Genomic DNA, 26002 nt, shown 5'->3' on the forward strand with positions numbered 1-26002 from the left:
TTCAAGAGCGAGCGGAGAACCGACATGAATCTGGAAAAGCTCGTCGACGTCGAGACCGGTGAGCTGGACCGCCGGATCTTCAGCGACGACGAGATCTTCGAGCTGGAGATGGAACACATCTTCTGCCGGGCCTGGCTCTTCCTGTGCCACGAGACGCAGATCCCCAAGCGGGGCGACTTCTTCGAGGCGCCGATGGGCAAGGACAACGTCCTCGTGGTCCGTCAGCGCGACGGCGGCATCAAGGCCCTGCTCAACACGTGCACGCACCGCGGCAACGCGGTCTGCCGGGCCGAGGAGGGCAACGTCCGGAACTTCATGTGCACCTACCACGGCTGGACGTTCGGCCTGGACGGCGAACTCGTCGGGGTGCCCGGGCTCTCCGACTTCTACCGCGGCGACCTGGACAAATCGCAGCACCCGTTGCGCAAGGTGGCCCAGATCGACAACTACAAGGGGTTCGTCTTCGCGACCATGGACCCGGACGCCCCGCCACTGCCGGAGTTCCTCGGACGCACCGGCCGGATCGGCATCGACCTGCTGGCCGAGCGGGGTGACATCGAGGTCCGCCCGGGCGTCCAGAAGTTCACGCTGAACTGCAACTGGAAGTTCACGGCCGACAACGCGTTCGACTACTACCACCCGCAGATCACCCACATCTCGGCCCAGGCGGTCGGGATGATCCCCAGTGCCGACGTGACCGACAGCGGTGGCGCCAAGACCGACGAGGGCAAGAACCTCGGCGTGCAGCGGCTGCCCACCGACCTGGAGACGCTGGTCGCGCTGGGCGAGTACGGGCACGCGATCTCCGGGCCGAGCGTCGACTCGATGCTGAAGACCCTCCCGCCGGAGATGCACGAGCTCGTGACCTGGCGCCGGGACCCCGGCCCGCTCGCGGCCCTGGGCCCGGTCGGGTCCCGGTTCGCCGGCCACCCGCACCTGTTCCCGACCACCTGGTTCACGATGGACTCGCAGATCAGCCTCCGGGTGCCGCGCAGCGCGGGCGTCACCGAGGTGTGGTGGTTCAGCTTCAAGGACCGCAACGAGTCGCCCGAGGAGCAGAAGGCTCAGCTCGGCCGCCAGATCCACGCGTTCGGCCCGGCCGGCTTCCTCGAGCAGGAGGACGGCGAGAACTGGTCGCAGAGCACGCTGCAGACCCGCGGCGGCGCCAGCCGGGACATTCCGCAGCTGCTCAAGATGGGTCTCGGTCGCGGCAAGATCATCCACGAGGACGGCGTGGCCCGCATCGAGGCCCCCGTCAACGAGCACGCCCAGCTGTGGACCTATCTGTCGTGGCTCGCGTGGGTGAAGGGCACGAGCTGGGCCGAACTGCGCGCCTCCACCACGCCCGGCGACTACATCTGAGGACGAGCCATGGATCTGGAGACGGCCATCGCGCCGGAGAAGATCTCCGCGATGTACCTGCAGTACGAGGTCGAGCGGTTCTACACCCACGAGGCCGCGCTCCTCGACCACCAGCGATTCTCCGACTGGGTGGAGCTGTTCACCGACGACACCACCTACTTCATGCCGATCCGCCGGACGGTTCCGCGTCGCAACCTCGCGAAAGAGTTCACGCAGCCGGGGGAGATGGCGTTCTTCGACGACGACAAGGCGACGCTCGTCGGCCGGGTGCAGAAGCTCGCGACCGGTACGGCCTGGGCCGAGGACCCGCCGTCGCGGACGCGCCACCTGGTGACCAACGTGCGGATCATCGAGGACGAAGGCACCGAGCTGACCGTCGAGACCTGCTTCCACCTGTATCGGACCCGGCTGAAGTCGGAGATCGACGAATGGATCGGGCGCCGCGAGGACGTGCTGCGCCGTACCGACGAGGGGTTCCGGATCGCCCGGCGGCACATCTTCCTCGACCAGACGATCCTGCTGTCGCAGAACCTCAGCAACTTCTTCTGATGGACTCGGCAACCGGCCTCTGTTACGAGACGTACGGCGACCGGGCGAACCCGCCGCTCCTCCTGATCATGGGGATCGGGACCCAGCTGAACGGCTGGGACCGGGGCTTCGTCGACGGGCTCGCCGGCGCGGGCTTCTTCGTGATCCGGTACGACCATCGCGACGTCGGGCTGTCCCGGCGCAGCGACGGCACGCCGGATCTGGCCGCGATCCGGCGTGGCGACCTGCGGACCCTGCCGTACACCCTCGACGACCTGGCCGCCGACGCGGTCGGCCTCCTGGACGCGCTCGGGATCTCGCGCGTCCACCTGCTCGGGGCGTCGATGGGCGGGATGGTCGCGCAGCTCGTCGCGATCACGTATCCCGAGCGGGTGCTCTCGCTGTGCTCGCTCATGTCGAGCACCGGCGACCGGTCGGTCGGCCAGGCCCACCCGGCCACCATGGAGCTGATGCGCCGGCCCGCTCCGGCGACCCGGGAGGAAGTCGTCGAGGCGGCGGTGGAACGCTCACGCGTCCTGGCCGGGAGCGGCTTCCCGTTCGACGAGGACGCGGCCCGGAGCCGGGCGGCCGTGGCCTACGACCGCGCTCACGACCCGGCCGGCCGGCTCCGGCAGCAGGCGGCCGCCATCGCCTCGCCGGACCGGACGGTCGCTCTCCGCGGCCTGCGTGTCCCGACGCTCGTCGTCCACGGCAGCGACGACCGCCTGATCGACGTCAGCGGTGGCCGGGCGACCGCCAACGCCGTTCCGGGCGCCCTTCTCGAGGTCGTCGACGGCATGGGCCACGGCATCGTGCCCGGCGCCTGGTCCCAGATCATCGCCGCGATACGGCACAACGCGGCCCGCGCCACAGGAGACAACAGGTGACGGTTCAGCTCGGGTTCGATCCCGACGTCCTCCGCGAGAAGTACCGGGTCGAGCGGGACAAGCGGCTGCGCCCGGAGGGTTCACGCCAGTACCAGGCGCTCGAGGGCGAGCTCGCGCATTTCATCGACGACCCGCACACACCGAGGATCTCGCGGGACGCGGTGCACGATCAGGTCGACGTCGTCGTGATCGGCGGGGGATTCGGAGGCCTGCTTCTCGGTGCGCGCCTGCGCGACCTCGGATACGACGGCATCCGGCTCGTCGAGCAGGGCGGTGACTTCGGCGGGACCTGGTACTGGAACCGCTACCCGGGCGCCGCGTGCGACACCGAGGCCTACATCTACCTCCCGCTGCTGGAGGAGACCGGCTACATGCCCACCGAGAAGTACGTGAAGGCGCCCGAGATCCTCGAGCACTGCCGCCGGATCGCCCGGCACTACCGCCTCTACGACGACGCGCTGCTGCAGACCCGGGTCTCGGGGGTGACCTGGAGCGAGGACACTGCGCTCTGGACGATCGAGACCGACCGCGGCGACGTGTTCACCGCCCGGTACGTCTGCATGACCGCCGGGGCGATGCAGAAGCCGAAGCTGCCGGGCGTGCCCGGGATCGAGTCGTTCGTCGGCCACACGTTCCACACGTCCCGCTGGGACTTCGCCTACACGGGAGAGGAGCTCGAACGGCTCGCCGACAGGAAGGTCGCGATCGTCGGGACCGGGGCGACCGCCGTCCAGGCGATACCGCACCTGGGCGCGAGCGCCGGGCACCTCTACGTCGTCCAGCGCACGCCGTCGGCGGTCAACGCGCGCGACAACCGGCCGACCGACGAGGTCTGGGCCGCGTCGCTGCACCCCGGCTGGCAGCGGGAACGGATGGACAACTTCTCGACGTTCGTCGCCGGCGGCGACGCCGAGACCGACCTGGTCAACGACGGCTGGACCGCGATCTACCGGCTCCGCACGCTCAGCGGCGGCGTCCTCGACGAGATCGACGACTTCGCCAAGATGGAGGAGATCCGCGCCCGGGTCGAGGCCGTCGTGCGCGACCCGGCGACGGCGGAGGGGCTCAAACCCTGGTTCCGGGCCCTGTGCAAGCGGCCGTGCTTCAACGACGACTACCTCGAGACGTTCAACCGCCCGAACGTCACGCTGATCGACACCGACGGCCAGGGCATCGAGCGGGTCACGCCCACCGGGATCGTGGTCGGCGGCACCGAGTACGACGTCGACTGCCTGGTCTTCGCCAGCGGGTTCCAGGTGGGTGCGCCGTTCGCGAAGAGGCTCGGCTACGACGTGGTCGGCCGGGGCGGCCGCGCGCTGAGCGAGAAGTTCGCCACCGGCATCTCGACGCTCTACGGGATGCAGACCAACGGTTTCCCGAACTTCTTCATCGTCGCGCTCAACCAGGTGGGTGTGAGCTCGAACTTCGCCCACGTCCTCGACGTCCAGAGCCGTCACATCAGCCAGGTGATCGCGGAAGCCGACCGGAGGAAGGCCCGCGCCGTCGACGTGGTCGTCGCGGACGAGGAGGCCTGGGTGCGGACCGTCTTCGAGTCGTCGCGGGCGAACCTGGAGTTCCTCGAGTCGTGCACCCCGGGCTACTACAACAACGAGGGGCAGCCGAACGCGACCACGTCCCGGCGCAACGGAGCCTACGGCCCCGGGATCGTCGCGTTCGACCACCTGATCAGCGATTGGCGTGCACAGGGGTCGTGGTCGGGGCTGTCCTTCGAGACAGCGTGACCGGCCCGCTCTCCGGGCTGGTCGTCGCGGACTTCTCCCGGATCGTCGCCGGCCCCTACTGCACGATGCTGCTCGGCGACCTGGGCGCCGACGTCATCAAGGTCGAGAGCCCGGCCGGCGACGACACCCGGACGTTCGTCCCGCCGGTGCGGGCGGACGAGTCGACGTACTACCTGGCGGTGAACCGCAACAAGCGGTCGATCGCGCTGGACTTCGCCGATGCCGGCGACCTGGCGGTCGCCCGCGGGCTCGCGGGCCGGGCCGACGTGCTCGTGCACAACTTCCGGCCGGGCGGCCTGGAGCGCTACGGCCTGGGGTATTCCGAGGTCGTCGCGGCGAACCCCGGTGTCGTCTACTGCGCGATCAGTGGGTTCGGGGCCACCGCTCGGCCCGGCTACGACCTGCTGATCCAGGCCGTCTCCGGGATGATGTCGCTGACCGGCGAGGCCGGCGGGCCGCCGTTACGGGCCGGGATCTCCGCGGTCGACGTGATGACCGGGCTGCACGCGACGGTCGCGGTGCTCGCCGCGCTGAACCATCGGGCCGCGACCGGTGAGGGCCAGCTCGTCGAGATCGACCTGCTGTCCAGCGCGCTGGCGTCGATGATCAACCAGACCTCGGCCTACGTCGCCGGAGGCGTCGTGCCGCAGCGGATGGGGAACGAGCACCCGAGCCTGTACCCCTACGGCCCCTTTCCGACGGCGGACCGGGACCTGATCGTCATTGCAGGCAACGACCGTCAGTTCGCGGTCCTGTGCGACGTGCTCGACCGTCGCGGCCTGGCCGGCGACCCGCGGTTCACCACCGTGGGCGGCCGCAACCGGCACCGCTCCGAACTACGGCCGGAACTCGAGCGCGCGCTGGCCACCCGCGGCGCCGACGAGTGGGCCGACCTGCTCACCCGGGCCGGCCTGCCGTGCGGTCCGATCAACGACGTGCGGGGCGGGGTGGAACTGGCGGCCCGGCTCGGCCTCGAGCCGGTCGTGGACGTCGAGGGGGTGCCGATGGTGCGCAACCCGGCCCGCTACTCCCGGACGCCGCCCACGTACCGGCACCGCCCGCCCCCGCTCAACGGTGCGGAGGCGGACGTCCGGGCCTGGCTCGCCACACCGAGATGAGGACAACGACTGTGTTCAACGCCCGGAAACCCGTCGCGATCGTGACCGGAGCGGCCCGGGGGATCGGCCGCGGGGTCGCGACCCGGCTGGCCGCCGACGGCTGCGCCGTCGCTGTCCTCGACCTCTCCGCGGAGGCGTGCGCCGCCACCGTTTCCGACATCGAAGACGCAGGCGGCACCGCCCTCGCCGTCGAGGCCGACGTCTCGGTCGAGGCCGACGCGGACGCTGCGGTCGATCGCGTGGTGGCGGAGCTCGGCGAGCCGGCGGTGCTGGTGAACAACGCCGGGATCGTCCGCGACAACCTGCTGTTCAAGCTCCGGCCGGACGAGTGGGACGCGGTCATCGGCGTGCACCTGCGGGGCGCCTACCTGATGTCGCGGGCCGCCCAGAAGTACATGGTCGCGGCCGGGTGGGGCCGGATCGTGAACCTCTCCAGCACGTCGGCCCTGGGCAAGAAGGGTCAGGCCAATTACGCCGCGGCCAAGTCCGGGCTCCAGGGGTTCACCAAGACGCTGGCGATGGAGCTCGGGAAGTTCGGAGTGACCGCCAACGTGGTGGCGCCGGGGTTCGTCGTGACCGAGATGACCCGGGAGACCGCGGTCCGGATCGGGATGCCGTACGACGAGTACACCGCCGTACGCGCCGCGGAGATCCCGGTCGGCCGGGTCGGCCGGCCGGACGACATCGCCGCCGCCGTGTCGTTCTTCGTCAGCGAGGAGGCCTCGTTCGTGTCCGGCCAGGTCCTCTACGTCGCCGGCGGCCCGAAGGCGTGAGGATCCCGGCGTCGGGATCGCCCAGCCCGGGCCGACGTCGACGCCGGCCCGGGTGTTCGCGACGAGCGTCGTCAGATCGCCATCCCGCCGCCCATGTCGATCATCGCGCCGTTCATCGCGCTGGCCGCGTCGCTGGCGAGGAACGCGACCATGTTCGCGACCTCCTCGGGCAGTTCGTAGCGCTGGATGGCGGTCCGCCCGCGCGGGTAGAGCGTCTCGGGACGGTCCTCGGTCAGCGGCCGCCCCGGCCCCCACATCGACCCGGCGTTGACCCCGAGCACCTGAATCCCGGAAGGGCCGAGCTCCTTGCCCAGGAACCGGGTGAACTGGCCGAGCCCGGCCTTGAGGGCGCCGTACACGGTGAGCCAGGGCATCGCCGAGCTCCCGGCCTCGGAACCGATGTTGATGATCCGCCCGGAACCCTGCGGCAGCATGTGGTCGAGCACCGCGCGCGTGCAGTACATCGGCCCGGTCAGCGTGCCGCGGACCGAGCGGTCGATCTCTTCGCGCCCGAAGTCGACGAAGTTCCCGACGACGACGTCGGCCGCGTTGTTGACCAGGATGTCGATGCCCCCCAGGGCGTCGGCGGCTTCGGCCATCACGGCCTGGACGCCGTCCCAGTCCATGACGTCGCCGTGGATCGGAATCACGTTCGTTCCCCATCGCGACGCCGCCGCGGCCGCGACACCGGGAGCGTCCGGCGCGTCCGGGTGCCGGGAGAAGCCGCGCTCCCGCACCTGCGAAGCGCTCAGGTCGACGACCGCGACGTCCGCGCCCAGCCCGGCCAGCCGGTTCACGCAGGCCTGGCCGAGGTTGATCCCTGCCCCGCCGGTGACGACCGCCCGCCGGCCCCGCAGGTCCAGCAGGTCGGTGACCCGCTTTCCGATGCTGTCGAGCGGGATCCGCGTCTCGTCCCACCAGACCGTCTGCGATCCGCGGCCGGCGTCGATGTGGTCCTGGAGCACCTGCTGCAGGAAGTGAGTGGTCACGGGCGCTCCAGAGTGGTGACGACCCGCCCGCGGACGAGCGGCCGGAACATGGAATACGGGATCGGGTATTGGTTCGCGCCGATTTCCGGGGCACCGCGCCAGCGGTACAGGCCGAGGCAGCGGGACGTGTTCATCACGACGCCGATGGCCTCGAAGAAGCGGGACGTCCGGGCCAGGTCCGGCAGGGCCGCGTTCATCGCCAGGAGCTCGATCGGCGTGCCGCCGCACTCGTCGGGCGCGAGCCGGGCCCGGGCGTCGACCGAGCTGATCGGCGTGGAGCCCCACGCGGCGAACCAGCCCAGGTACGGCACGTCCGGTGCGGCCTCGACGGCCTCGAACGAGAACCGCCGGGAATGGCTCGACAGCCGCACGCCGAGCAGCCGGGCCTGCTCGGGCCAGGGAATGCGGGGCTCGACGACCAGCGGCACGTCGAACCGCCCCGCGTGGTCCGGCGGGACGCGGGGCAGCCCGGCGAGGTAGTCGGCCGGGGTGGTGCCGAGCCGGGCCGGGAACCCGGCCCGGACGTAGGCGTCGGTGGTCCGGGTCCACAGGTCGTCCCGGAGTGACCGCAGCGGCGGGGCCGCCGAGCGCGTGCGGACCCCGAGCATCCGGCCGTGGTCGCTCGGCGTGAGGTCGTAGGCGACCAGCAGCGAGCCCGGGGCCGGCGGCTCGTCCTCGCGGCCCTCCTCGGGCTGGTCACCGTCGAACCGGGCCGCGATCGTGCGTCCGTCGTAGGAGGTGGCCAGTCGCGTCCAGGTGCGCCGGTCGTCGAGGTGGTGGCCGGTCAGCCGGTGCTGGTCCTGGCTCGCCACGATGTACTGGTCGAGCGTGAGCGGAGTTCGTCCGGCCGCGGTCACCGCCGCGCGGACCGCCGGTTCGTCGAGGTCGAGCCGAGGCGCGTCGCGCGCGGTCTCGTAGTCGAACCAGCCCCAGGCGTCGGCGGTGTTGACGAAGCCGTTGGCCGGTGCCTCGGCGTAGGAGTCCATGGCCGGGAAGATCGCCCGGAACCGGTCCCGGGTGAGATGCGAGCTGAGCTCGTGGGGCAGGTAGGCGACGGCTCGCCCCTCGTCGCGCAGCGCGGCCAGCTCGGCGTCGGAGCAGGGGCAGGGCGGGACCGAGATCGTCAGGCCCAGCTTCCGGCCGCGGGACGCCCACACCTGTCGGTGCCACCGGGTCTGCTCCTCGGCCGAGAGCGGTTCCCCGGGCGCGGCGGGCACGGCCTCGAGCGGTTCCCCGTCCGCGGCCGGGACGGCCGAGGTCACCCGCGGCTCCGGTGCAGCACCGCCACTTCGGTGAACGAGTGCAGCCCCCAATGCCCGTTCTCGACGCCGATCCCGCTCCACTTCGCGCCGCTGAACGGCTGGTCCGGGCGGAGGGCGAGGTGGGTGTTGACCCACGCCGTGCCGCAGTCCAGCTCGTCGGCCACCGCCGCCGCCCGGTCGGCATCGGTTCCCCATACCGAGCCGGAGAGCCCGAAATGCGTGCCGTTCGCCCGCGACACCGCCTCGTCCACCGACCGGTACGGCAGCACCGGGAGCACCGGCCCGAACTGCTCCTCGTCGACGACGGCCATCCCGTCCGAGACGCCACGCAGAATCGTCGGCCGGTAGAAGAACCCGGGGCCGTCGACGGCGGCGCCACCGGCGACGGCCTCCGCTCCGCGCCGCACCGCGTCGGAGACGAGCGCGGCCACCCGGTCGCGCTGCGGCGCGTTGTTCAGCGGACCGAGCCGGCTCGACGGGTCGCTGCCCGGGCCGACCCGCACCGAGCCGGCGACCGCGGCGAGCGCCTCGACCACCTCGTCGTAGCGGTGCTCCGGGACGTAGACGCGCTTGACCGCCGAGCACACCTGCCCGTTGTTGCGGAACGCCGACCAGAACAACGGTTCCGCGATCGACGAAACGTCGACGTCGTCGAGCAGGATCGCCGGGTCGTTGCCGCCGAGCTCCAGCGTCAGGCGCTTGAGGTCCGGTGCCGCCGCGGCGGCGACGTGCTTGCCGGTGGTCACCGAGCCGGTGAACGAGATCTTGCGCGGCACCGGGTGGCCGGTCATCGACGCACCGAGCGGGTCGGAACCACTGACCACGTTCAGGACGCCGGCCGGCAGGACGTCGGCCAGCACCTGACCGAGCAGCAGCGTCGCGAGCGGGGTGTACGGCGAGGGCTTGAGCACCATCGTGTTGCCGGCGCGCAGCGCGGGCGCGATCTTCCAGGCCGCGAGGCTCAGCGGGAAGTTCCACGGGGTGATCGCCGCCACCACCCCGAGCGGGCGGCGCCGGACGCGGATGAAGGCCTTCTCGTCGTCCTGGAGGATCTCGTCGGCGACGCCGAGCCCGGCGAAGTGGCGGAGCCACACCGCCACCGACCGCACCTCCATCCGGGCGTCGGCCAGTGGCTTACCCTGCTCCCGGGTGAGTACCGGGGCGAGCGTGTCGACAGCGGCGAGCACGGCATCGGCGCTCGCGAGCAGCAGCTCCTGCCGGACGGCCGAGTCCTGCCGCCAGCTCCGGTACGCGTCGGAAGCGGACCGCATCGCCGAATCCAGCAACGCCGGAGTGCATTCCGGCGCGGTGGCGAACGGTACGCCGGTGGCCGGGTCGGCCACCTCGAAGGATCCGCTCGTGGTGACGGCCTCGCCGCCGATCGTCATCGGGGTCATCGGTCAGCCTTCCAGCTGGAGCTGACGGCGAGCGCCCTCGACGTCAGCGATGTCGAGGTCGAGGGAGCGCGCCAGGGCCGCCGCGCGGGCGACGAGCGGTGCACTGCCCGGCGCGAGCTCGCCCTTGCGCAGGTGGAGCGTGTCCTCCAGCCCGGCGCGGCAGTTGCCACCGAGGGCCAGGCCGATCGCGGTGAGCTCCAGGTTGGCCCGGCCGATCGCGATGACCTGCCAGGCCGCGCCCGCGGGGAGCCGGCGCACCATCGTCAGGAGGTTCTCGGCGGTCGCGGCCATCCCGCCCCGGACCCCGAGCACGATGCTGAACTGCAGCGGTTCGGCCAGCAGGCCTTCGTCCCGCAGCCGCAGGCACGCGTCGAGGTGACCGGTGTCGTAGATCTCGAGCTCCGGCTTGACCCGGAGCTCCCGCATCCGGGCGGCCAACCGGCGCACGCCCGCGGGCGGGTTCCGGAACTCTCCGTCGCCGAAGCTCATGCTGCACGGGTTCAGCGTCGCCATCTCCGGGCGCAGCTCCACGAGCCGCTCGCGTTCCTCGAACGGCACCATCAGGCCGACGCCGGTCGACAGCTGCACCAGGATCGGGCACCGCTCCCGGATCAGTTCGAGGGTGCGCGCCGCGATGTCGAGGTCCGCGGTCGGCCGGTCGTCACGGTCGCGCAGGTGGAGGTGGGCCACCGCGGCCCCGGCCGCGTACGCCTCCGCGACCTGGCCGGCGATCTCGTCGGGCTGCGTCGGCAGCCAGGGATTGTCCTGCTTCGTCGCGAGGGGCCCGGTGGGTGCCACGGTGAGGATCACAGGACGTACGATATATGGAGTACGATATCTCAGCAACATCCGGAAGAGAGCAGGCGCCCGTGGTCGATCCCGTGACCGTCTCGGTCATCACGCACCGGTTCGAGGCGATCGTGCAGGAGATGGGCGAAGCGATGCTGCGTACCGCCTACTCGCAGATCCTCAACTCGAGCCGGGACTTCTCCACGGCGATCACCGACCGGGAGGCGCGGCTCGTCGCCCAGGCCGAGCACGTGCCGATCCACGTCGGCTCGATGCCGTGGGCGGTCCGGGCGATCACGGACTTCTTCGGCGACTCGATCAGGCCCGGGGACGTGTACCTGCTCAACGACCCCTACCACGGTGGCAATCACCTGCCCGACCTGACGACGTTCGTCCCGGTCTTCTTCCAGGGCGAGCTGCGGTTCTGGTCGATCAACCGGTCGCACCAGAGCGACATCGGCGGCTCGGCCCACGGCGCCTACAACCCGAGCGCGACCGAGATCTGGCAGGAGGGCCTGCGGATCACCCCGCTCAAGCTGTACGACGCCGGGGTGGTCCGCGAGGACGTCATGCAGATGATCGCGACCAACGTGCGCCACCCGGACGACTTCCTGGGCGACCTCCGGGCGATGATCGGGTCGTCCTGGGTGGGGGAGCGGCGAGTCCTGCAGCTGCTCGACGAGTACGGCGCCGGGACGGTCACCGAGGCGATCGACGCCATCCTCGACAGCGCCGAGCGTCAGACCCGGGCCTGCATCTCCACCTGGACCGACGGCGTCTACCAGGGCGAGGCCGTCCTGGACGACGACGGCCACGGCACCGAGGACGTCTACATCCGGGCCACCGTGACCGTGGCGGGGGATTCGCTCCACGTCGACCTGAGCGACTCCCACCCCCAGGTCATCGGCTTCGTCAACTCGTCGTACCCGAACATGATGTCCGCGGTCCACATGGCGCTGTCCTTCCTCATCGAGCCGCGGACCCCGAAGAACTCGGGCACGTTCCGGCCGCTCACCGTGACGGCGAAGGAAGGCACGGTGGTGTGGGCCCGGCCGCCGGCGCCGGTCACGCTGGCCACGAACCACTGTGCCCAGGAGATCGCCGAGTCGGTGATCAAGGCGCTGGTGGGTGCCTGTCCCGACCGGGTGATCGCCGGCTGGGGCCGTCGGTTCCGGATCGCGATCAAGGGCGTCGATCCCCGCACCGGGCGTCAGTTCATCTGGCATCTCTTCCACGCGCGGCCGGGGGGCGGTGCCTCCCCGGCCGGGGACGGGTGGGAGACGGCCGGCGAGGGCCAGGCGATGGGCTCCTCCAAGTTCGGTTCGATCGAGGTCGCCGAGGTCCGGTTCCCGCTGTTCTTCGAGCACCACGAGTTCCGTCCCGATTCGTTCGGCGACGGTCAGTACCGCGGTGGTGCCGGTTCGGTACTCCGGCTCCGGATGGAGACCGAGGAGCCCTCGGTCGCGAACACGGCGGGCGACGGCGTCCGCCACCCGTCGTTCGGAACGCTCGGTGGACGCGACGGAACCCCGCACCGCTACCGGCTCCTCGCGGGCGACGACGTCCGGGAGCTCCGGACCAAGGAGGTCGACATCGAGGTCCCGCCCCACGCGGTGTTCCTCGTCGAGTCGGCGGGCGGCGGTGGTTACGGGCCGCCGTCCGAGCGGTCTTCCGCCGCGCGACGCCGGGATGCCGAAAACGGCTTCATCGTGCCGGAAGGGGCCTGACCATGTACCGGATCGGCATCGACATCGGCGGCACGTTCACCGACCTGGCCGCGGTCGACGGCGACGGCCGGGTGGTGATCGCCAAGTCCTCCTCGACCCCGGGGGACCCGTCCGACGGGCTGCTGGACGGGCTGACCAAGCTCGCCGCCGCGCTCGGCCTCCCGCGCGAACAGTTGCTGGCCGAGACCGAGCGGATCGTGCACGGCACCACGGTGGCGACCAACGCGCTGCTCGAGGGCAAGGGCGCGAAGGTCGCCCTGCTCACGACCGAGGGTCACCGGGACGTGATCGAGATGCGCGAGGGGATGAAGGACGACCGCTACAACGTGCGGATGGCGCCTCCCGAGCCGCTGGTGCCGCGGGCCCGTCGTCTCGGGGTCGCCGAGCGGATGCGGGCGGACGGCACCGCCGCCCGGCCGTTGGCCGCGGAGTCGCTCGCAGGCGCGGTGGAAGCGGCGGCCGCGTCGGGCGCGGAGGCCATCGCGGTCTGCTACCTGCACTCCTACCGCAACCCCGAGCACGAGAAGGCGACGGCCGCCGTCCTGGCGGCGAAACTCCCCGGCACCTACGTGTCGCTCTCGAGCGAGGTGCTGCCCCAGATCAAGGAGTACGAGCGGGTCTGGACGACGGTCGTCAACGCGTACGTCGGTCCGGTGCTCGCCGACTACCTGTCCCGGCTGAGCGGCCGCCTGGCCGACGCGGGCTACGCGGGCGAGGTGATGGTCATGCACTCGCACGGCGGGGTCGCCACGATCCCGGAGTCGAGCCGGCTCGCCGCCGGAGCCGTCCTGTCCGGGCCGGCCGGGGGCATCGCGGCCGCGAAACAGGCCGCCAAGCTGGTCGGGACCGGTGAGCTGATCACGTTCGACATGGGCGGCACGAGCACCGACATCGCGCTGCTCCAGGACGGCGAGGCGCCGCTGACCGCGGAGAAGCAGGTCGGCCTGGCCAAGGTGTCGCTGCCGACCCTGGACATCCACACGCTCGGCGCGGGTGGCGGCTCCATCGCCCGGGTCGACGCCGGCATCCTGCACGTCGGCCCGGAGAGCGCGGGCGCCCGGCCCGGCCCGGCCTGTTACGGCCGGGGCGGCACCGCGGCCACGGTCACCGATGCGAACGTCGTCCTCGGGTTGCTCGATCCGGCCAGTTTCGCCGGCGGTGACCTGCCCCTGGACGCGGCCGCCGCTTCGTCGGCCGTGACAGACGTGGCCGACGCGCTCGGGGTGACGGCCGTCGAGGCCGCGGCCGGGATCTCCAAGGTCGTGAACACCACGATGGCCGAGGGCATCCGGATCGTGTCGGTCCGCCGTGGCGTCGACCCGCGCGGCTTCACGCTGGTCTCGTTCGGCGGAGCCGCGGGCATCCACGTGACCGAGGTGGCGCGGCTGCTCGACATCGAGCGGGTGGTCGTGCCCAACGTGGCCTCGGTGCTCTCCGCGTGGGGCATGCTCGCCACCGACCTGCGCTACGAGATGGTGCGCTCCCACATCGGGGACGCGGCGTCCACCACGGCCGACGGGTTGCGCAGCCTGCTGGCCGACATGGAGCGCAGCGGACGGGACAGGCTCGACGGTTTCGGCGGGCGGATCGAGGTCCGGCGCGCCCTCGACATGCGCTACGGCGAGCAGATCTACGAGATCACCGTGCCGATCACCGACGTCGACGTCGAGGCGGCCGGCTTCGTCGACGAGGTGGTCACGCGGTTCCACGAGCGGCACGACGAGCTCTACGCCTACAACGCGCCGGGCCAGGAAGTCGTCATCGTGAACGCGCGGACCACGATCGTCGGCAAGCTGCCGGAGCTGCGTGCCGAGCCGCTGCCGGCCGGTGGCGGTGAGAGTCCGGAGGCCGGCCTGCGCCGGGTCTACCTGGACGGCTGGATCGACGTCCCGGTCCACCGGATGGCGACCGTGGCGCAGGGGGAACGGGTGAGCGGTCCCGCGCTCTTCGAGTCGGCCACCACCACGGTCCTGCTCCGCGCCGGAGACTCCGCGGTGATCGACGAACACGGTTGGCTCGACATCCGGCTGGAGAAGTAGATGACCGTCCGTCAGGCGCTCGAGCGGGCCGAGCAGCGGTACGCGGCGAGCAATTCCGCGAGTGAGCGCCGGTACCGGGACGCGACGGCCGTGCTGCCCGGGGGCAACACCCGGACCTCGCTCCACTACTCGCCGTTCCCGGTCACGTTCGCGTCGGGGGAGGATCAATTCCTCACCGACCTCGACGGGCACCGCTACGTCGATCTGCTCGGCGAGTACTCGGCCGGCCTCTACGGCCATTCGGACGCCGCGGTGCTGGCGGCCGTCCGCCGGGCCCTCGACGAAGGGCTGTCGTACGGTGGTCCCAACCGTTACGAGGCCGGGCTGGCCCAGGAGATCGTCCGGCGGTTCCCGTCGGTCGAGTTGCTGCGGTTCACGAACTCCGGTACGGAGGCGAACCTCTTCGCGATCGGGACGGCGCGGGCCGTCACCGGGCGCGGCACGGTGCTCGTCTTCGAGGGCGGTTACCACGGAGGGGTGCTGAGCTTCCGCGGTGCGACGCCGCTGAACACGCCGTATCCGTACGTCGTGTGCGACTACAACGACGTGCCGGGGACGCTGGCCGCGATCGAGCAGCACCGCGACGACCTGGCCGCGGTGATCCTCGAACCGATGCTCGGCGGCGCGGGCGCGGTGCCCGCGACGGCCGGGTTCGTCCGGGCGATCCGGGACGCGACGACCCGGCACGGTGTCGTCCTCATCGTCGACGAGGTGATGACCTCGCGGCTGGCGCCGGGTGGGCTCCAGGAGGTGTTCGGCGTGGTGCCGGACCTCACCACGTTCGGGAAGTACCTCGGCGCCGGGTTCAGCTTCGGCGCGTTCGGCGGCGCGTCGCGGTTGATGGCGAGGTTCGACCCGGGCGTGCCCGGCCACCTGTCGCACCCCGGGACGTTCAACAACAACACGGTGACGATGGCGGCCGGCCTGGCCGGGCTGCGCGACGTCTTCACGCCGTCGGCGACCCGGGCGCTGAATGCCCGGGGTGATCGCCTGCGCGATCGCCTCAACGCGCTGTTCGCCGAGGCCGGCGTGGCCATGCAGGCCACCGGGCTGGGCTCGATCCTGTCCCTGCACTTCCAGACCGGCCCGATCACCCGCAGCCGTGACATCGACCCGGCGCCCGAGAAGCGTGCCCTGCTGCATCTGGAGTTGATGCTGCGCGGCTTCTACATCGCCCGCCGGGGCTACCTCGCGCTTCCGCTGCCGGTGACCGACGCCGACGTGGACGCGTTCGCCGACGCGGTCCGGGACGTCGCGACCACCCACCACCGCCTGTTGCGCTGAGCCTCCGCGGTACGACGACTTGTCGGGGTCATCCGGTCGGGGTCATCCGGCGGGGATACCGCGACAAGTCGTCGTCGGACGCGCCGTCAGGCAGACAGGCGGTCCAGGCCGAGCTGGAACAGCGCGATCGCGTTGCCGCGGACGATCTTGTACGTCGTCTCGGCGTCGATGCCGGCGAACTGCTCGGCGAGGTGCTCGAGGGTGTGCGGGTAGGGACCGTCGGCGTGCGGGAAGTCGACCTCGAACATCAGGTTGTCGATGCCGATCTGATGGGCGTGCTCGATGGCGTGGCGGTCGGCGAAGAGGCAGCCGTACACGTTGCGCCGGATGTAGGTCGAGGGCAGCTCCTGCATCTTGACCTCGCCGTGGCCCCACGTGTGGTGGGTGTAGGCGTGGTCCATCCGCTCGATCGCGTAGGGCAGCCACCCGGCCTGGCCCTCCGAGTAGGCGAGCTTGAGGGACGGGAACCGGTCGAGCACGCCGGAGAAGATGAAGTCCGCCATCGACGCGTACGAGTTGGTGAACTGGAGCGTCGTCGTGAGGACGTCGGGTGCGTCCGGCGGCACCGGCATCATCTTCGACGACGAGCCGATGTGCATGCACAGGACGGTGCCGGTCTCCTCGCAGGCGGCGAAGAACGCGTCCCAGTTGCCGTGGTGGATGCTCGGGAAGCCGAGGTGGCCGACGACCTCGCTGAACGTCACGGCCCGGGCGCCCCGGGCGGCGTTGCGGCGGACCTCGGCCGCGGCCAGCGCGGGGTCCCACAGCGGCACGACCGGCAGCGGGATGTGGCGGCCGCCGGAGTCGCCGCACCACTCCTCGACGACGAAGTTGTTGTAGGCCTCGACGCACGCCAGCCCGAAGTCCCGGTCCTTGCTCGTCTGCTCGCTCAGCGCCTGGCCGCAGAAGCGCGGGAACGTCGGGAACGCGAGCGAGGCCTCGACGTGCTGGGAGGTCATCACCTCCAGGCGCGCCTTCGGGTCGTAGCACGCGGGGTGCATCTGGTCGTACGTCGCCGGCTCGTTGCCGCGCATGTCCGCGGACGTCTCGACGCCGTCGAGGATGAGGATCGGACGCCGGAGCACGTACGCGGAGTCGCCGAACAGCCAGACGTCACCGGGGTCACCGTCCGGGTCCTCGACCAGGCCGTTGAACAGCGTCGACGCCTTGCTGATCAGCCGCCGTTCGACCCGCGGCGCCCGATCCTGGTATTTCGCCGGTAGCCAGCGCTGGAACAGCGTCGGGGGCTCGATGATGTGGTCGTCGACGCTGATGATCTTCGGCAATTCGGTGGTCGTCATTCACGTATGATATCTCAGATATCAATGTCCCAGCAGGACGATGTCGCCGAGCGCGGCCACGAGCGCAACCTGCGGATCCGGCACCTGATTGGCGGCGGACGTGCCGCGCAACTGGCGCACGGCCTGGACGACCCGCTGGATCCGCTGCGATTCGCCCGTGTGCGAGTGCGACATCGTGCCGCCGTCGGTGACCACCGGGTAGCGTCCGCCGACCTCGATCGCGTCGCCGGCCACGAGGTCCGGCCCCTCGCCGACGTCGCAGTACCGGAACGCCTCGAAGTACCGGATGATCTCCCAGCTGAAGTTGTCGTAGAGCTCGAAGACGTCGACGTCCTCCCGGGCCAGCCCGGCGCGCGCGAATGCCCGGTCGGCCGCGTCCCGTCCCAGCATCCCGACCCGGTCGTAGGTCGGTGGGTGCGTGTAGCTCGGCCCCCAGCTCTCCGAGCCACCGCCGAGCACGCTGACGCCGGCACCAGGAAGATCCCGGGCCCGCTCCGACGTGGTGAGCACGAGCGCGCTGCCACCCTCGGCCGTCGTCGCGCAGTCGAGCAGGTGGTACGGGTCCGCGACCATCCGCGAGGCCAGGATGTCGTCGGCCGAGAACGGGCCGCGTCCGAAGTAGACCGCCTCCGGGTTGCGGGCGCCGTTGTTGCGGATCACGGCGGCGACGTGCGCGACCTTCGCCGGATCGACCGAGAACCGGTGCAGGTACTCCGCTGCCGACAGCGCGAACTCGGCCGGCGTCATCAGGCCCCAGCACTCGATGAACTCGTTCGAGGGACGCGTCCAGGGTGCGGTGCTGGCCGCGTCCTGGTGGATCCCCGCCTCACCCGCGGCCAGCACGACGACGTCGGTGACCCCGGACTCGATCGCGGTGGCGGCTTCGAGCACCGAGGCGGCGCCCGGCATCGCCCGGCCGGACCAGAAGTACGGGATCCCCATCGCGTACCCGAACTTGCGCGAGCCGTTCTGGTAGTCCAGCCCGGGCAGGATGTTCACGCCGGTGACGTCGGCGACGGTGAGGCCGGCGTCGTCCAGGGCGCCCCGGATCGCTGCCGCGGTCACTGTGTCGGAGGTCTCACCCTCCAGCTTGCGGGCCTGCCGGGTGTTGAACGCGCCCACGATGACGGCTTGCCTCATGCGCGCTCGAAGAACGGCAGCGTGATCTCGTCGGACTCCCGGTGGAACCGGACGCGGACGTCCGACCCGATCGGCGCCGCGGCGCCGACGATGTTCGTCAGCATCTCGTACCCCTCTTCCAGCCGGACGACGGCCACGACGTACGGCGGCTCGAAGGCCGGCGTCGGCGGCCTCCAGACCACCGTGCAGGTCACGACGTGGCCCAGGCCGGACGACTCGATCCACTCGTAGCGGGTGTCCAGGCAATGCGGGCAGAAGGCGCTGGGGATGAAGAAGCAGCGCGCGCAGTTCGCGCAGCGCTGCACCAGGAGCCTGCCGTCGAGGCAGCCGTCCCAGAACGGCTGTGACAGAGCGGTGGGTCGCGGCAGTGGACGGCGCACGGCGCTCAGCCGGCCGGCACGACGGCGCCGGGCTTCGCCATCGCGTCGAGCAGTTGGTCGAGGATCCGGAGGGCGTGGCCGGCGACCAGTGCGCTCGCCGCGGCGGAGTTGCGGGTGCGCAGGGCGTCGGCGATCTCCAGGTGTTCCAGCGCGTCCGGAACGAAGTCGCGCACCAGGCTGACGTCCCGCCGCCGCAGCGCCATCGTGAGGACGAACGCGTCCTCGATCGCCGAGCGCAGGAACTCGTTGCCCGAGGCGTCGGCCACCGCCAGGTGGAACCGGTGATCGGTCTGCCGGAAGTCGGCCGGATCGCCGGCCCGGGCGCACCCCAGGGACTCCGAGGCCCAGCGCACGATCGCCTCGAGCTGCTCGCCGGAGGCGTGGCCGGCCGCGTAGGTCGCGGCGCCCGACTCCAGGACCGCGCGGTACTCGAAGGCGTGCCGCACGGTCCGGACCGAGGGCAGCGTCACGCGGAGTCCCCGCGACGTCGGCTCGACGAGCCCGATCCGGCGCAGCCGCAGCAGCGCTTCGCGGACCGGGGTCTTGCTCACGGTCAGCTCCTTGGCCAGCGTCGCCTCGCTGACCGAGCTTCCCGGGGGAAGTGAGGCCTCGACGATCCGGTCGCGGATCGCGGCGAACACGAGGTCGGTGAGGTTGTCGGGCCTCTCGATCATTCAGGGCTCCCTGGCCGAGCGACGTATGGCATATCGTATCTCAGATAGAAGGAGGCTGTCATGAGCTACGAACAGTTCCTGGGGCGGCTCCGGGTGCTCGAGGTCGGCGACGAACTGGGCGAGTACTGCGGGAAGGTGCTGGCCGGCCTCGGCGCCGACGTCGTGCGGGTCGAGCCTCCCGGCGGAGCGGTGACCAGGACGTACGGCCCGTTCCTCGACGACGAGCCGCACCCCGACCGGAGCCTGTACTTCTGGCACCACAACCTCGGCAAGCGCTCGGTGGTCTTCGATCTGGACTCACCCGCGGACCAGGAGCGGTTCCGACGGCTGGCCGCGGACGCGGACGTGATCCTGGACAGCTGTCCACGGGACTACCTGGCCGAGCGGAACCTGCTGAACGAGGGTCTGATCCACGCGCGGATCTCGCCGTTCGGGGACGTCGGCCCGTGGCGCGACTACGCCGGCAGCGACCTGGTCCACCTCGCGCTGGGCGGCGTGATGATGAACTGCGGATACGACCCGGACCCGACGGACGGCTACGACACCCCGCCGATCGCGCCCCAGATGTGGCAGGCGTACTACATCGCCGGAGAGATGGCGGCGATGTCTATCCTGGCCGCCCTGACCTACCGGCTGCACACCGGGCGGGGACAGTCACTCTCTACCAGCGTGCACCAGTCGGTCAGCCAGAACACCGAGACCGATCTGCCGGACTGGATCTATCTCAAGCAGGTGCACCGCCGCGTCACGTGCCGGCACTCGACCAGCTCCGCCCGCAGTCCGTCGATCGCCCTGACCAAGGACGGCCGCTACGTCCTGCCCTACCGGACGTACGTCCGGTCGCAGGGCGACGAGTGGGACGCCACCGTCGAGCTGCTCCGCAAGTACGGCTTCGCGGCCGACCTGGACGACCCGAAGTACGCCACCGACCACCGCAACAGTGACGAGGCCCGCGACCGGCTCGCGCACCAGATCAACCTTCTGCTCGGCCAGACCCTATTCGAGCGTGACGTCTGGCGCGAAGCGCAGGCCCTCAACCTCCCCTGGACGCCGGTGCGGCGGCCCGAGGAGAACGCCACGGACGAGCACTGGCTGCAGCGGGGCGCGTTCTTCGACGTCGCCCACCCCGAGCTCGGCCGGACGTTCCGCTACACCGGCGGGAAGTGGGTCACCGAGGAGCTCGAGTGGCCCCGCGGGCCGCGGCCCCCGTTGGTCGGCGAGCACACCGACGAGGTCGAGGCCGAGTGGAGCGTCCGCGGGCCGTCGCGGACCGCACCTCGGCCGCAGGAGACCGTCGTCAGCCCCTACGGCAAGCCGTTCGCGCTGGCCGGCGTCCGGGTCGTCGATCTGAGCTGGATGCTGGCGAGCGCGGGCGCGGGCCGGTTCCTGGCCGCGATGGGCGCCGACGTCGTGAAGGTCGAGCACATCAGCCGGCCGGACCGGATGCGGTTCAGCCCGCTCGGCGCCTGCCCGCCCGGAGGCCGCGCCGAGCGCGACGCCGCGGTGGGACCACTGCCGACGCCCGTCTACTCCGGCGACGACGGCAGCCCGAACCGCAGCGGCTCGTTCATGGAGATCAACGCGGGCAAGCGGTCGCTCTCGCTCAACCTGAAACACCCGGAGTCGCGGAAGATCCTCGAGAACCTGATCCGGGACGCCGACATGGTCGTGGAGGGCTTCTCGCCCGGCACGATGACCCGGATGGGGCTCGGTTACGACCGGCTCCGCGAGCTCAACCCCCGGATCATCTACGTGCAGCAGAGTGGCCTGGGCGAACGGGGCAGCTACGGCCAGGTGCGCACGTTCGGCCCCAGCGCCCAGGCGATCTCCGGGATGAGCGACATGTCCGGGCTGCCGGCGCCGTTCCCGCCGGCCGGGATCGGCTACTCCTACCTGGACTGGTTCGGCGCCTACAACATGGCGACGGCGATGCTGGCCGCGCTCTACCGCCGGGACGTCACCGGGCTGGGCTGCCACATCGACGCCTCCCAGGGTGAGACCGGGATCTACCTCACCGGGACCGCGATCCTCGACAAGACCGCCAACGGCCGGGACTGGTCGCGCTACGGCAACCGCTCGCCGTACAAGCCGGCGGCTCCGCACGGTGCGTATCCCACTCGGGGGGAGGATCGGTGGCTCGCGCTGGCGGCGTTCACCGAGGCTCACTGGGACGCCGTGGCCGACGTGCTGGGGATCGCGGATCAGCGGTTCGCCACGCTCGCGGATCGGCTCCGGAACGCCGACGCGCTGGATCGGGTCGTGGCCCGGGCGACCGCGGACCGCGAGGGATTCGAACTGATGCACGCGCTCCAAGCACGCGGGGTGCCGGCCGGCGTCTGCCAGACCGCCGAGGAGCGGGTCGAGTCGGACCCGCAGCTGGCGGCGCTCGGGTGGCTGGTCGAGCTGGAGCAGAGCGAGCTCGGCCGGTGGCCGGTCAAGGAGCACCCGACCTGGTTCTCCGAGACGCCCACGTACATCGGCGGCCGGTACGACCGGTCCGGCCCGAGCTACGGCGAGGACACCGACGACGTGTTGGCCGAGCTGGCCGGGCTGGGACCGGACCGGATCGCCGAGCTCCGCGCGGACGGGGCGCTCTGACCTCACGGTCCGCCTCGCTCAGCGCGCGAGGCGGACCGTTTCGATCACCGACGTGCAGGTCCGGGCGGCTATCGCCTCGGCTCCACCGAGGCAGCTCAGCACGAAGAGCGTCCCGCCGCCGACGGCGCAGGCCAGCGGCATCCGACCGCTGAAGTCCACGACGTCGACGACCTCGCCGCCCTCCACGACCCGCCGGCAGTCGGACGTCCAGGGCGACGCGCACCAGATCCCTCCGGCCGGGTCGGCGGCGATCCCGTCGGCACTGGCCGGGGCGAGATCGGCCCACAACCGGCGTCCGGACAACGAACCGTCCGGGGCCCGGTCGAAGGCGGTCAGCCGCTGGGCCGGGAACTCGGCGACCACATAGGTGCGTCCGTCGTCGAGCAGGACCGGTCCGTTGGGCGCGTCGAGCCGGTCGGCGACGACCCGGGCGCGGCCGTCCGGCTCGACGAGGATCACGACGCCGTCCGCGTCGACCGGCCGCGGCGCCGTGCTCGCATGCGTGCCCATCGAGCCCACGTACGCGCGCCCCTGGGCGTCCACCACCATGTCGTTGAGGCCGCCGACGGCGAGCCCGGACAGATCGGCGTGCACGACGACGTCGCCGGTGGGCTCCAGGCGGAGCACGCTCGGCTCGGCGAGCGTGACGATCAGGAGCCGGCCGTCGGGCAGGAAGCCCAAACCGCTCGGGCGCGCGACGTCGACGACCACCTCGGCCCGGCCCGACCCGTCGACGGTCATCACGCGGTCGGCGAAGATGTCGGAGAACCAGAGCCGGTCGCCGCGCCACCGAGGGCTCTCGGCGAACCGGAGACCGTCGAGGAGCGGTTTCACAGGCCCGCCATCTTCGTCACCGCGTCCAGCGCCCGCAGGGTCTCGTCCGGTGTCGGCGGCGGGGCCGACAGCGTCGCCACCCCGACCGCGGCCCAGTCTTCGAGCGGGATCCGGGTGCCCGGGTGGTTGTAGAGCAGCACCATGAGGCGCCCGGCCCCGGCCGCCGCGTAGGCGTCCCGGATCTCCTCGCTGGGGTCGCGCACGCCGACGGTGATCGACAGCTCGGCCGGGTCCCGGCCGATCCGGGCACACTCGGCGTCGAGAGCGGCCCGGAACTCGGCGACCTGGGCCGGTGTCACACCGGTGGCGAGCCAGCCGTCGGCCCACGCGGCGATCCGGCGCGCGGCCACCGGCGTGGGCTGTGCTCCGACGATCACCGGGGGATGCGGCCGCTGCACCGGGCGGGGGTCGCAGATCATCTCCGGAAACCCGTCGTACGTCGTGCCGGTCCAGAGCGCCTTCATCGCCCCGACCGCCTCGATCGTGTAGCCCCAGGGTTTGGCCGCCGCGGCCGGGTTGTGCAGCTCGGTGACCTCACGGAGCCAGCCGGTGCCGACGCCGAACAGGAAGCGCCCGCCGCTGAACGCGTCCAGGGTCGAGACGGCCTTGGCGAGGGTGAGGGGCGGGTGCTCCGGCACCAGACAGACCCCGGTGGCGACCCGGAGGTCGCGGGTGACCGCGGCCATCATGCCGAGGACGACGAACGGGTCGGCCATCTGGTGGTAGACGTCGGGGATCGGGCCTCCGGTCATCGGGAACGCGATGCCGGGGTGCGCGGGCACGACCGTGTGCTCGGGGGCCCAGTACGACTCGAACCGCCGTGCCTCGAGCTCCCGGGCCAGGGTGACCGCGTCGATCGTGTACGTCGTGACCGCCAGCTGCGCGCCGATCTTCATCTGGACGACTCTCGGGCGCGGCCCGTTCGTCGGCCAGCGCACTGTTCAGCGGGCCGGAACGAAGTCGTGGGGCCCTCGCACCGCCCGGTGTTTGACTCCGGACGCCGCCCCTCTCGACGACCCTGGAGGACAGACCCGTGAAGGTCGGAGTTCACTTCAACTTTCAGAACTACCTCGATTGGGACCGCTTCCTCGCGAAGGCGCCCGGCCCTCCGAAGGTCTCCGACCAGCAGATCTACGACGAGGAGATCGCGCTGGCCGAACTCGTCGAACCGCTGGGCTTCGACTCGTACTGGGCGATCGACCACCATTTCACGCCGTACGTCATGACCGGCGGGGCCCTGCAGCACCTGACGTTCATGGCAGGGCGGACCAGCAGCATCGACTTCGGCACGATGATCGTCGTGCTGCCCTGGTACGACCCGCTGGTGGTCGCCGACCAGATCTCCGCGCTCGACAACCTGCTCCAGGGACGGCAGCTCACGCTGGGCATGGGCCGGGGCGCGGCGATCCGGGAGTTCGACGCGTTCCGGGTGCCGATGGCGGAGGCGCGCAGCCGGTTCAACGAGACCCTGGAGATCCTCCGCAAGGCGATGTCGCAGGAGTGGTTCTCGCACGAGGGCGAACACTTCACGATCCCGGAGACCACGATCCGGCCGTCCTACCGCAACCCGCAGCGGCTCATGGACCGGATGAGGATCGCCTGGACCAGCCCCGAGACGCTCCCGATCGCCGCCAACGCCGGGCTCGGGATGCTGATGACGAACCAGAAGAGCTGGGACGACTACGCGTCGGACGTCGCCGCGTTCAACAGCATCCGGGCCGGCAACGGGCTCGACCCCACTCAGCCGACCGTCGTCGTCCGCATGGTCTGTGCCTCGACCGAGGAAGAGGCGTGGGAAGCCATGAAGGTGCACTCGCTGGAAGCGGGTGAGAGCAGCAGGTTGCACTACCAGTTCGACGACCCGGAGCGGTTCCGCAACACCAAGGGTTACGAGCAGTACGCCCGGCTCAGCACGACGATCACCGACCAGGAGACGCTCGCCGACAAGAGCGCGCGCCCGCAGGCCTGGGGCACCCCGGACCAGGTTTTCGAGAAGCTCAAGGACATCCGGGCCAAGACTAGCGCGGACGAGTTCGTCCTCAACGTGCGGTTCGGGGCCATGCCGATCGAGCAGGCCGAGCGCTCCCTCCGGCTGTTCGCCAAGGAGGTGCTCCCGCGCCTGCACGAGCTGGAGGCGCCGCTGGCGGACTCGATGCGCGGAGCGGCCGAGGGCGCCGGTCACGTCGCGTTCGGCAGTTCCGAAGAGCCGACCCGGCTGGGGCTGTAGCCCATGGCCAGCGACTACTTCACGAGGCAGTACGAGCGCGCGGTGGCGGCCGGGGACAGCCTCGACGTGCTGTTCGACGAGCAGCGGATGCCGTTCGACTCGATCGAGAAGCGGGTGACCGACCTCCTCGACCTGAGCGGCCGGCGAGTGGTCATCACCGGCGGTGGCGGCGCGGGCCTCGGACAGGCCTGCGCGAACCGGTTCGCCGGCCTCGGCGCCGACGTCGCCCTGGTGGACATCAAGGTCGACGCCCCGGGCGCCACCGGCAGCCTGCCCCAGTACGCGGGACCGGATCCGCACGGCGTGGCCGAACGCGTCTCCGCGAAGTGGGGCACCCGCGCGTTCGGGATCCACGGCGACGCCTCCGACTGGGACGACATCCAGCGGTGGATGGCCGAATGCCACGACAAGCTCGGCGGCATCGACGTCCTCGTCAACAGCGCGGTCGACGTGGCCGTGGTCGACTTCTACACGTCGTCGCGCGACGACATCGACCGATCGCTGCGCGGCACCATGGCCGGACCGATGTACGCCAGCCGGGCCGTGCTCGACTACATGGTTCCCCAGGGCAGCGGGCACATCATCAACATCGGCAGCGCCTCGGCGAACACCCCGACCGCCCCGAGGAATCTGTTGTACGGCACCGGGAAGAGCTGGCTGGCGTCGTTCACGAAGTTCCTGGCCGCCGAGGTGATCTCCCAGGGCATCCGGGTCAACGGCGTCAACCCGGCGTCGATGGTTCGCACCAAGCAGAAGATCCCGGCGTTCAACGACATGTGGTTCTACGCGTTGATGCGCAACCAGCTCGGCCGCTACCTCCTCCACGAGGAGACCGCCAACGTCGTCGCTTTTCTGGCGTCGGACGCCGCCAGCGCGATGGTGGGCGAGGTCGTCGGGACGGACGGCGGTGCGTCGCTCTGAGCAGCGGGCGGGTCCCGGTCACGGTGACGT

At 71.1% G+C, this 26002-nt stretch carries 22 protein-coding genes; 12 read left to right on the plus strand and 10 right to left on the minus strand.

The genetic code is table 11. The features are described 5' to 3' along the window. The first annotated feature begins 24 nt into the window (after positions 1–24). Genes ACIBZJ_RS08950 through ACIBZJ_RS08975 form a run of 6 tightly spaced genes read left to right on the plus strand, consistent with a single transcriptional unit; the run spans position 25 to position 6410 of the window. Positions 25–1362: a Rieske 2Fe-2S domain-containing protein gene (locus tag ACIBZJ_RS08950; RefSeq protein WP_395927202.1), complete on the plus strand. Its 1338-nt coding sequence runs from the start codon at positions 25–27 to the stop codon at positions 1360–1362. A gap of 9 nt (positions 1363–1371) precedes the next feature. Beyond that, positions 1372–1911: an aromatic-ring-hydroxylating dioxygenase subunit beta gene (locus ACIBZJ_RS08955; RefSeq protein ID WP_395927204.1), complete on the plus strand. Its 540-nt coding sequence runs from the start codon at positions 1372–1374 to the stop codon at positions 1909–1911. Continuing rightward, entirely contained in the window at positions 1911–2777 is an 867-nt protein-coding gene (locus ACIBZJ_RS08960) for an alpha/beta fold hydrolase (RefSeq protein ID WP_395927206.1), read from the plus strand. Before ACIBZJ_RS08955 ends, ACIBZJ_RS08960 begins: the two co-directional genes overlap by 1 nt. Then, positions 2774–4519 carry a flavin-containing monooxygenase gene (locus ACIBZJ_RS08965; protein ID WP_395927208.1) on the plus strand — a complete coding sequence of 582 codons (1746 nt, stop codon included), beginning with the start codon at positions 2774–2776 and terminating at the stop codon, positions 4517–4519. The genes ACIBZJ_RS08960 and ACIBZJ_RS08965 overlap by 4 nt, the downstream gene beginning before the upstream one ends. Next, positions 4516–5637, plus strand: a complete 1122-nt coding sequence (locus tag ACIBZJ_RS08970) for a CaiB/BaiF CoA transferase family protein (RefSeq protein WP_395927210.1) — start codon at positions 4516–4518, stop codon at positions 5635–5637. The genes ACIBZJ_RS08965 and ACIBZJ_RS08970 overlap by 4 nt, the downstream gene beginning before the upstream one ends. Further along, the gene (locus ACIBZJ_RS08975) at positions 5634–6410 is read left to right on the plus strand and encodes an SDR family oxidoreductase (RefSeq protein ID WP_395927212.1); all 777 of its coding nucleotides are present in this window, start codon (positions 5634–5636) and stop codon (positions 6408–6410) included. The genes ACIBZJ_RS08970 and ACIBZJ_RS08975 overlap by 4 nt, the downstream gene beginning before the upstream one ends. Before the next feature lie 71 nt (positions 6411–6481). Here ACIBZJ_RS08975 and ACIBZJ_RS08980 read toward each other — a convergent pair whose 3' ends face one another. From ACIBZJ_RS08980 to ACIBZJ_RS08995, 4 genes are read right to left on the minus strand one after another with little or no spacing between them, the layout of a single operon-like run. Further along, positions 6482–7399 (minus strand): SDR family NAD(P)-dependent oxidoreductase, encoded by a 918-nt coding sequence (locus tag ACIBZJ_RS08980; protein ID WP_395927214.1) that lies wholly within the window; start codon positions 7397–7399, stop codon positions 6482–6484. Next, positions 7396–8661 (minus strand): hypothetical protein, encoded by a 1266-nt coding sequence (locus ACIBZJ_RS08985; protein WP_395927216.1) that lies wholly within the window; start codon positions 8659–8661, stop codon positions 7396–7398. Before ACIBZJ_RS08985 ends, ACIBZJ_RS08980 begins: the two co-directional genes overlap by 4 nt. Next, a complete protein-coding gene (locus tag ACIBZJ_RS08990; RefSeq protein WP_395927769.1) occupies positions 8658–10049 on the minus strand; it encodes an aldehyde dehydrogenase family protein in 1392 nt (463 codons plus the stop codon). Before ACIBZJ_RS08990 ends, ACIBZJ_RS08985 begins: the two co-directional genes overlap by 4 nt. A 12-nt stretch (positions 10050–10061) precedes the next feature. After that, positions 10062–10907, minus strand: coding sequence for a 3-keto-5-aminohexanoate cleavage protein (locus tag ACIBZJ_RS08995; RefSeq protein ID WP_395927218.1), 846 nt, complete (start codon positions 10905–10907; stop codon positions 10062–10064). Here ACIBZJ_RS08995 and ACIBZJ_RS09000 point away from each other — a divergent pair. Genes ACIBZJ_RS09000 through ACIBZJ_RS09010 form a run of 3 tightly spaced genes read left to right on the plus strand, consistent with a single transcriptional unit; the run spans position 10883 to position 15897 of the window. After that, positions 10883–12574, plus strand: a complete 1692-nt coding sequence (locus ACIBZJ_RS09000) for a hydantoinase B/oxoprolinase family protein (protein ID WP_395927220.1) — start codon at positions 10883–10885, stop codon at positions 12572–12574. The genes ACIBZJ_RS08995 and ACIBZJ_RS09000 overlap by 25 nt on opposite strands. Positions 12575–12576: 2 nt before the next feature. After that, a complete protein-coding gene (locus ACIBZJ_RS09005) occupies positions 12577–14613 on the plus strand; it encodes a hydantoinase/oxoprolinase family protein (protein WP_395927222.1) in 2037 nt (678 codons plus the stop codon). Next, entirely contained in the window at positions 14614–15897 is a 1284-nt protein-coding gene (locus tag ACIBZJ_RS09010) for an aspartate aminotransferase family protein (RefSeq protein WP_395927224.1), read from the plus strand. It begins immediately after the preceding gene. A gap of 86 nt (positions 15898–15983) precedes the next feature. Here ACIBZJ_RS09010 and ACIBZJ_RS09015 read toward each other — a convergent pair whose 3' ends face one another. Genes ACIBZJ_RS09015 through ACIBZJ_RS09030 form a run of 4 tightly spaced genes read right to left on the minus strand, consistent with a single transcriptional unit; the run spans position 15984 to position 19392 of the window. Further along, positions 15984–17198, minus strand: a complete 1215-nt coding sequence (locus ACIBZJ_RS09015) for an amidohydrolase family protein (protein ID WP_395927226.1) — start codon at positions 17196–17198, stop codon at positions 15984–15986. 21 nt (positions 17199–17219) lie between these two features. Beyond that, positions 17220–18338: a thiolase family protein gene (locus ACIBZJ_RS09020; RefSeq protein ID WP_395927228.1), complete on the minus strand. Its 1119-nt coding sequence runs from the start codon at positions 18336–18338 to the stop codon at positions 17220–17222. Further along, on the minus strand, positions 18335–18718 hold the full coding sequence (locus ACIBZJ_RS09025) for a Zn-ribbon domain-containing OB-fold protein (RefSeq protein ID WP_395927230.1): 384 nt from the start codon (positions 18716–18718) through the stop codon (positions 18335–18337). Before ACIBZJ_RS09025 ends, ACIBZJ_RS09020 begins: the two co-directional genes overlap by 4 nt. A 5-nt stretch (positions 18719–18723) precedes the next feature. Then, positions 18724–19392 (minus strand): GntR family transcriptional regulator, encoded by a 669-nt coding sequence (locus ACIBZJ_RS09030; RefSeq protein ID WP_395927232.1) that lies wholly within the window; start codon positions 19390–19392, stop codon positions 18724–18726. Positions 19393–19452: 60 nt separating this feature from the next. On the opposite strand from ACIBZJ_RS09030, the gene ACIBZJ_RS09035 reads away from it, so the two are divergent. Then, on the plus strand, positions 19453–21990 hold the full coding sequence (locus ACIBZJ_RS09035; protein ID WP_395927234.1) for a CoA transferase: 2538 nt from the start codon (positions 19453–19455) through the stop codon (positions 21988–21990). An 18-nt stretch (positions 21991–22008) separates the two neighbouring features. Here ACIBZJ_RS09035 and ACIBZJ_RS09040 read toward each other — a convergent pair whose 3' ends face one another. Then, a complete protein-coding gene (locus ACIBZJ_RS09040) occupies positions 22009–22824 on the minus strand; it encodes an SMP-30/gluconolactonase/LRE family protein (protein WP_395927236.1) in 816 nt (271 codons plus the stop codon). Beyond that, on the minus strand, positions 22821–23720 hold the full coding sequence (locus ACIBZJ_RS09045) for a TIGR03619 family F420-dependent LLM class oxidoreductase (RefSeq protein ID WP_395927238.1): 900 nt from the start codon (positions 23718–23720) through the stop codon (positions 22821–22823). The genes ACIBZJ_RS09040 and ACIBZJ_RS09045 overlap by 4 nt, the downstream gene beginning before the upstream one ends. Positions 23721–23857: 137 nt before the next feature. Between ACIBZJ_RS09045 and ACIBZJ_RS09050 the strand changes: the two genes are divergently transcribed. Continuing rightward, the gene (locus ACIBZJ_RS09050; RefSeq protein WP_395927240.1) at positions 23858–25051 is read left to right on the plus strand and encodes an LLM class flavin-dependent oxidoreductase; all 1194 of its coding nucleotides are present in this window, start codon (positions 23858–23860) and stop codon (positions 25049–25051) included. Between the two features lie 3 nt (positions 25052–25054). Then, positions 25055–25972, plus strand: coding sequence for an SDR family NAD(P)-dependent oxidoreductase (locus ACIBZJ_RS09055; RefSeq protein WP_395927242.1), 918 nt, complete (start codon positions 25055–25057; stop codon positions 25970–25972). Positions 25973–26002: the final 30 nt, after the last annotated feature.

It is taken from the genome of Cryptosporangium sp. NPDC051539, from assembly GCF_044454545.1.
In the GTDB taxonomy this organism is placed as follows: Bacteria; Actinomycetota; Actinomycetes; order Mycobacteriales; family Cryptosporangiaceae; genus Cryptosporangium.

What these genes read in the sequence shown, in the direction of transcription:
- ACIBZJ_RS08950 (WP_395927202.1), top strand. Translation starts at nt 25, where the DNA reads ATGAATCTGGAAAAGCTCGTCGACGTCGAGACCGGTGAGCTGGACCGC.
- ACIBZJ_RS08955 (WP_395927204.1), top strand. Translation starts at nt 1,372, where the DNA reads ATGGATCTGGAGACGGCCATCGCGCCGGAGAAGATCTCCGCGATGTAC.
- ACIBZJ_RS08960 (WP_395927206.1), top strand. Translation starts at nt 1,911, where the DNA reads ATGGACTCGGCAACCGGCCTCTGTTACGAGACGTACGGCGACCGGGCG.
- ACIBZJ_RS08975 (WP_395927212.1), top strand. Translation starts at nt 5,634, where the DNA reads ATGAGGACAACGACTGTGTTCAACGCCCGGAAACCCGTCGCGATCGTG.
- ACIBZJ_RS08990 (WP_395927769.1), bottom strand. Translation starts at nt 10,049, where the DNA reads ATGACGATCGGCGGCGAGGCCGTCACCACGAGCGGATCCTTCGAGGTG.
- ACIBZJ_RS09000 (WP_395927220.1), top strand. Translation starts at nt 10,883, where the DNA reads ATGGAGTACGATATCTCAGCAACATCCGGAAGAGAGCAGGCGCCCGTG.
- ACIBZJ_RS08995 (WP_395927218.1), bottom strand. Translation starts at nt 10,907, where the DNA reads ATGTTGCTGAGATATCGTACTCCATATATCGTACGTCCTGTGATCCTC.
- ACIBZJ_RS09005 (WP_395927222.1), top strand. Translation starts at nt 12,577, where the DNA reads ATGTACCGGATCGGCATCGACATCGGCGGCACGTTCACCGACCTGGCC.
- ACIBZJ_RS09010 (WP_395927224.1), top strand. Translation starts at nt 14,614, where the DNA reads ATGACCGTCCGTCAGGCGCTCGAGCGGGCCGAGCAGCGGTACGCGGCG.
- ACIBZJ_RS09015 (WP_395927226.1), bottom strand. Translation starts at nt 17,198, where the DNA reads ATGACGACCACCGAATTGCCGAAGATCATCAGCGTCGACGACCACATC.
- ACIBZJ_RS09020 (WP_395927228.1), bottom strand. Translation starts at nt 18,338, where the DNA reads ATGAGGCAAGCCGTCATCGTGGGCGCGTTCAACACCCGGCAGGCCCGC.
- ACIBZJ_RS09030 (WP_395927232.1), bottom strand. Translation starts at nt 19,392, where the DNA reads ATGATCGAGAGGCCCGACAACCTCACCGACCTCGTGTTCGCCGCGATC.
- ACIBZJ_RS09035 (WP_395927234.1), top strand. Translation starts at nt 19,453, where the DNA reads ATGAGCTACGAACAGTTCCTGGGGCGGCTCCGGGTGCTCGAGGTCGGC.
- ACIBZJ_RS09045 (WP_395927238.1), bottom strand. Translation starts at nt 23,720, where the DNA reads ATGAAGATCGGCGCGCAGCTGGCGGTCACGACGTACACGATCGACGCG.
- ACIBZJ_RS09055 (WP_395927242.1), top strand. Translation starts at nt 25,055, where the DNA reads ATGGCCAGCGACTACTTCACGAGGCAGTACGAGCGCGCGGTGGCGGCC.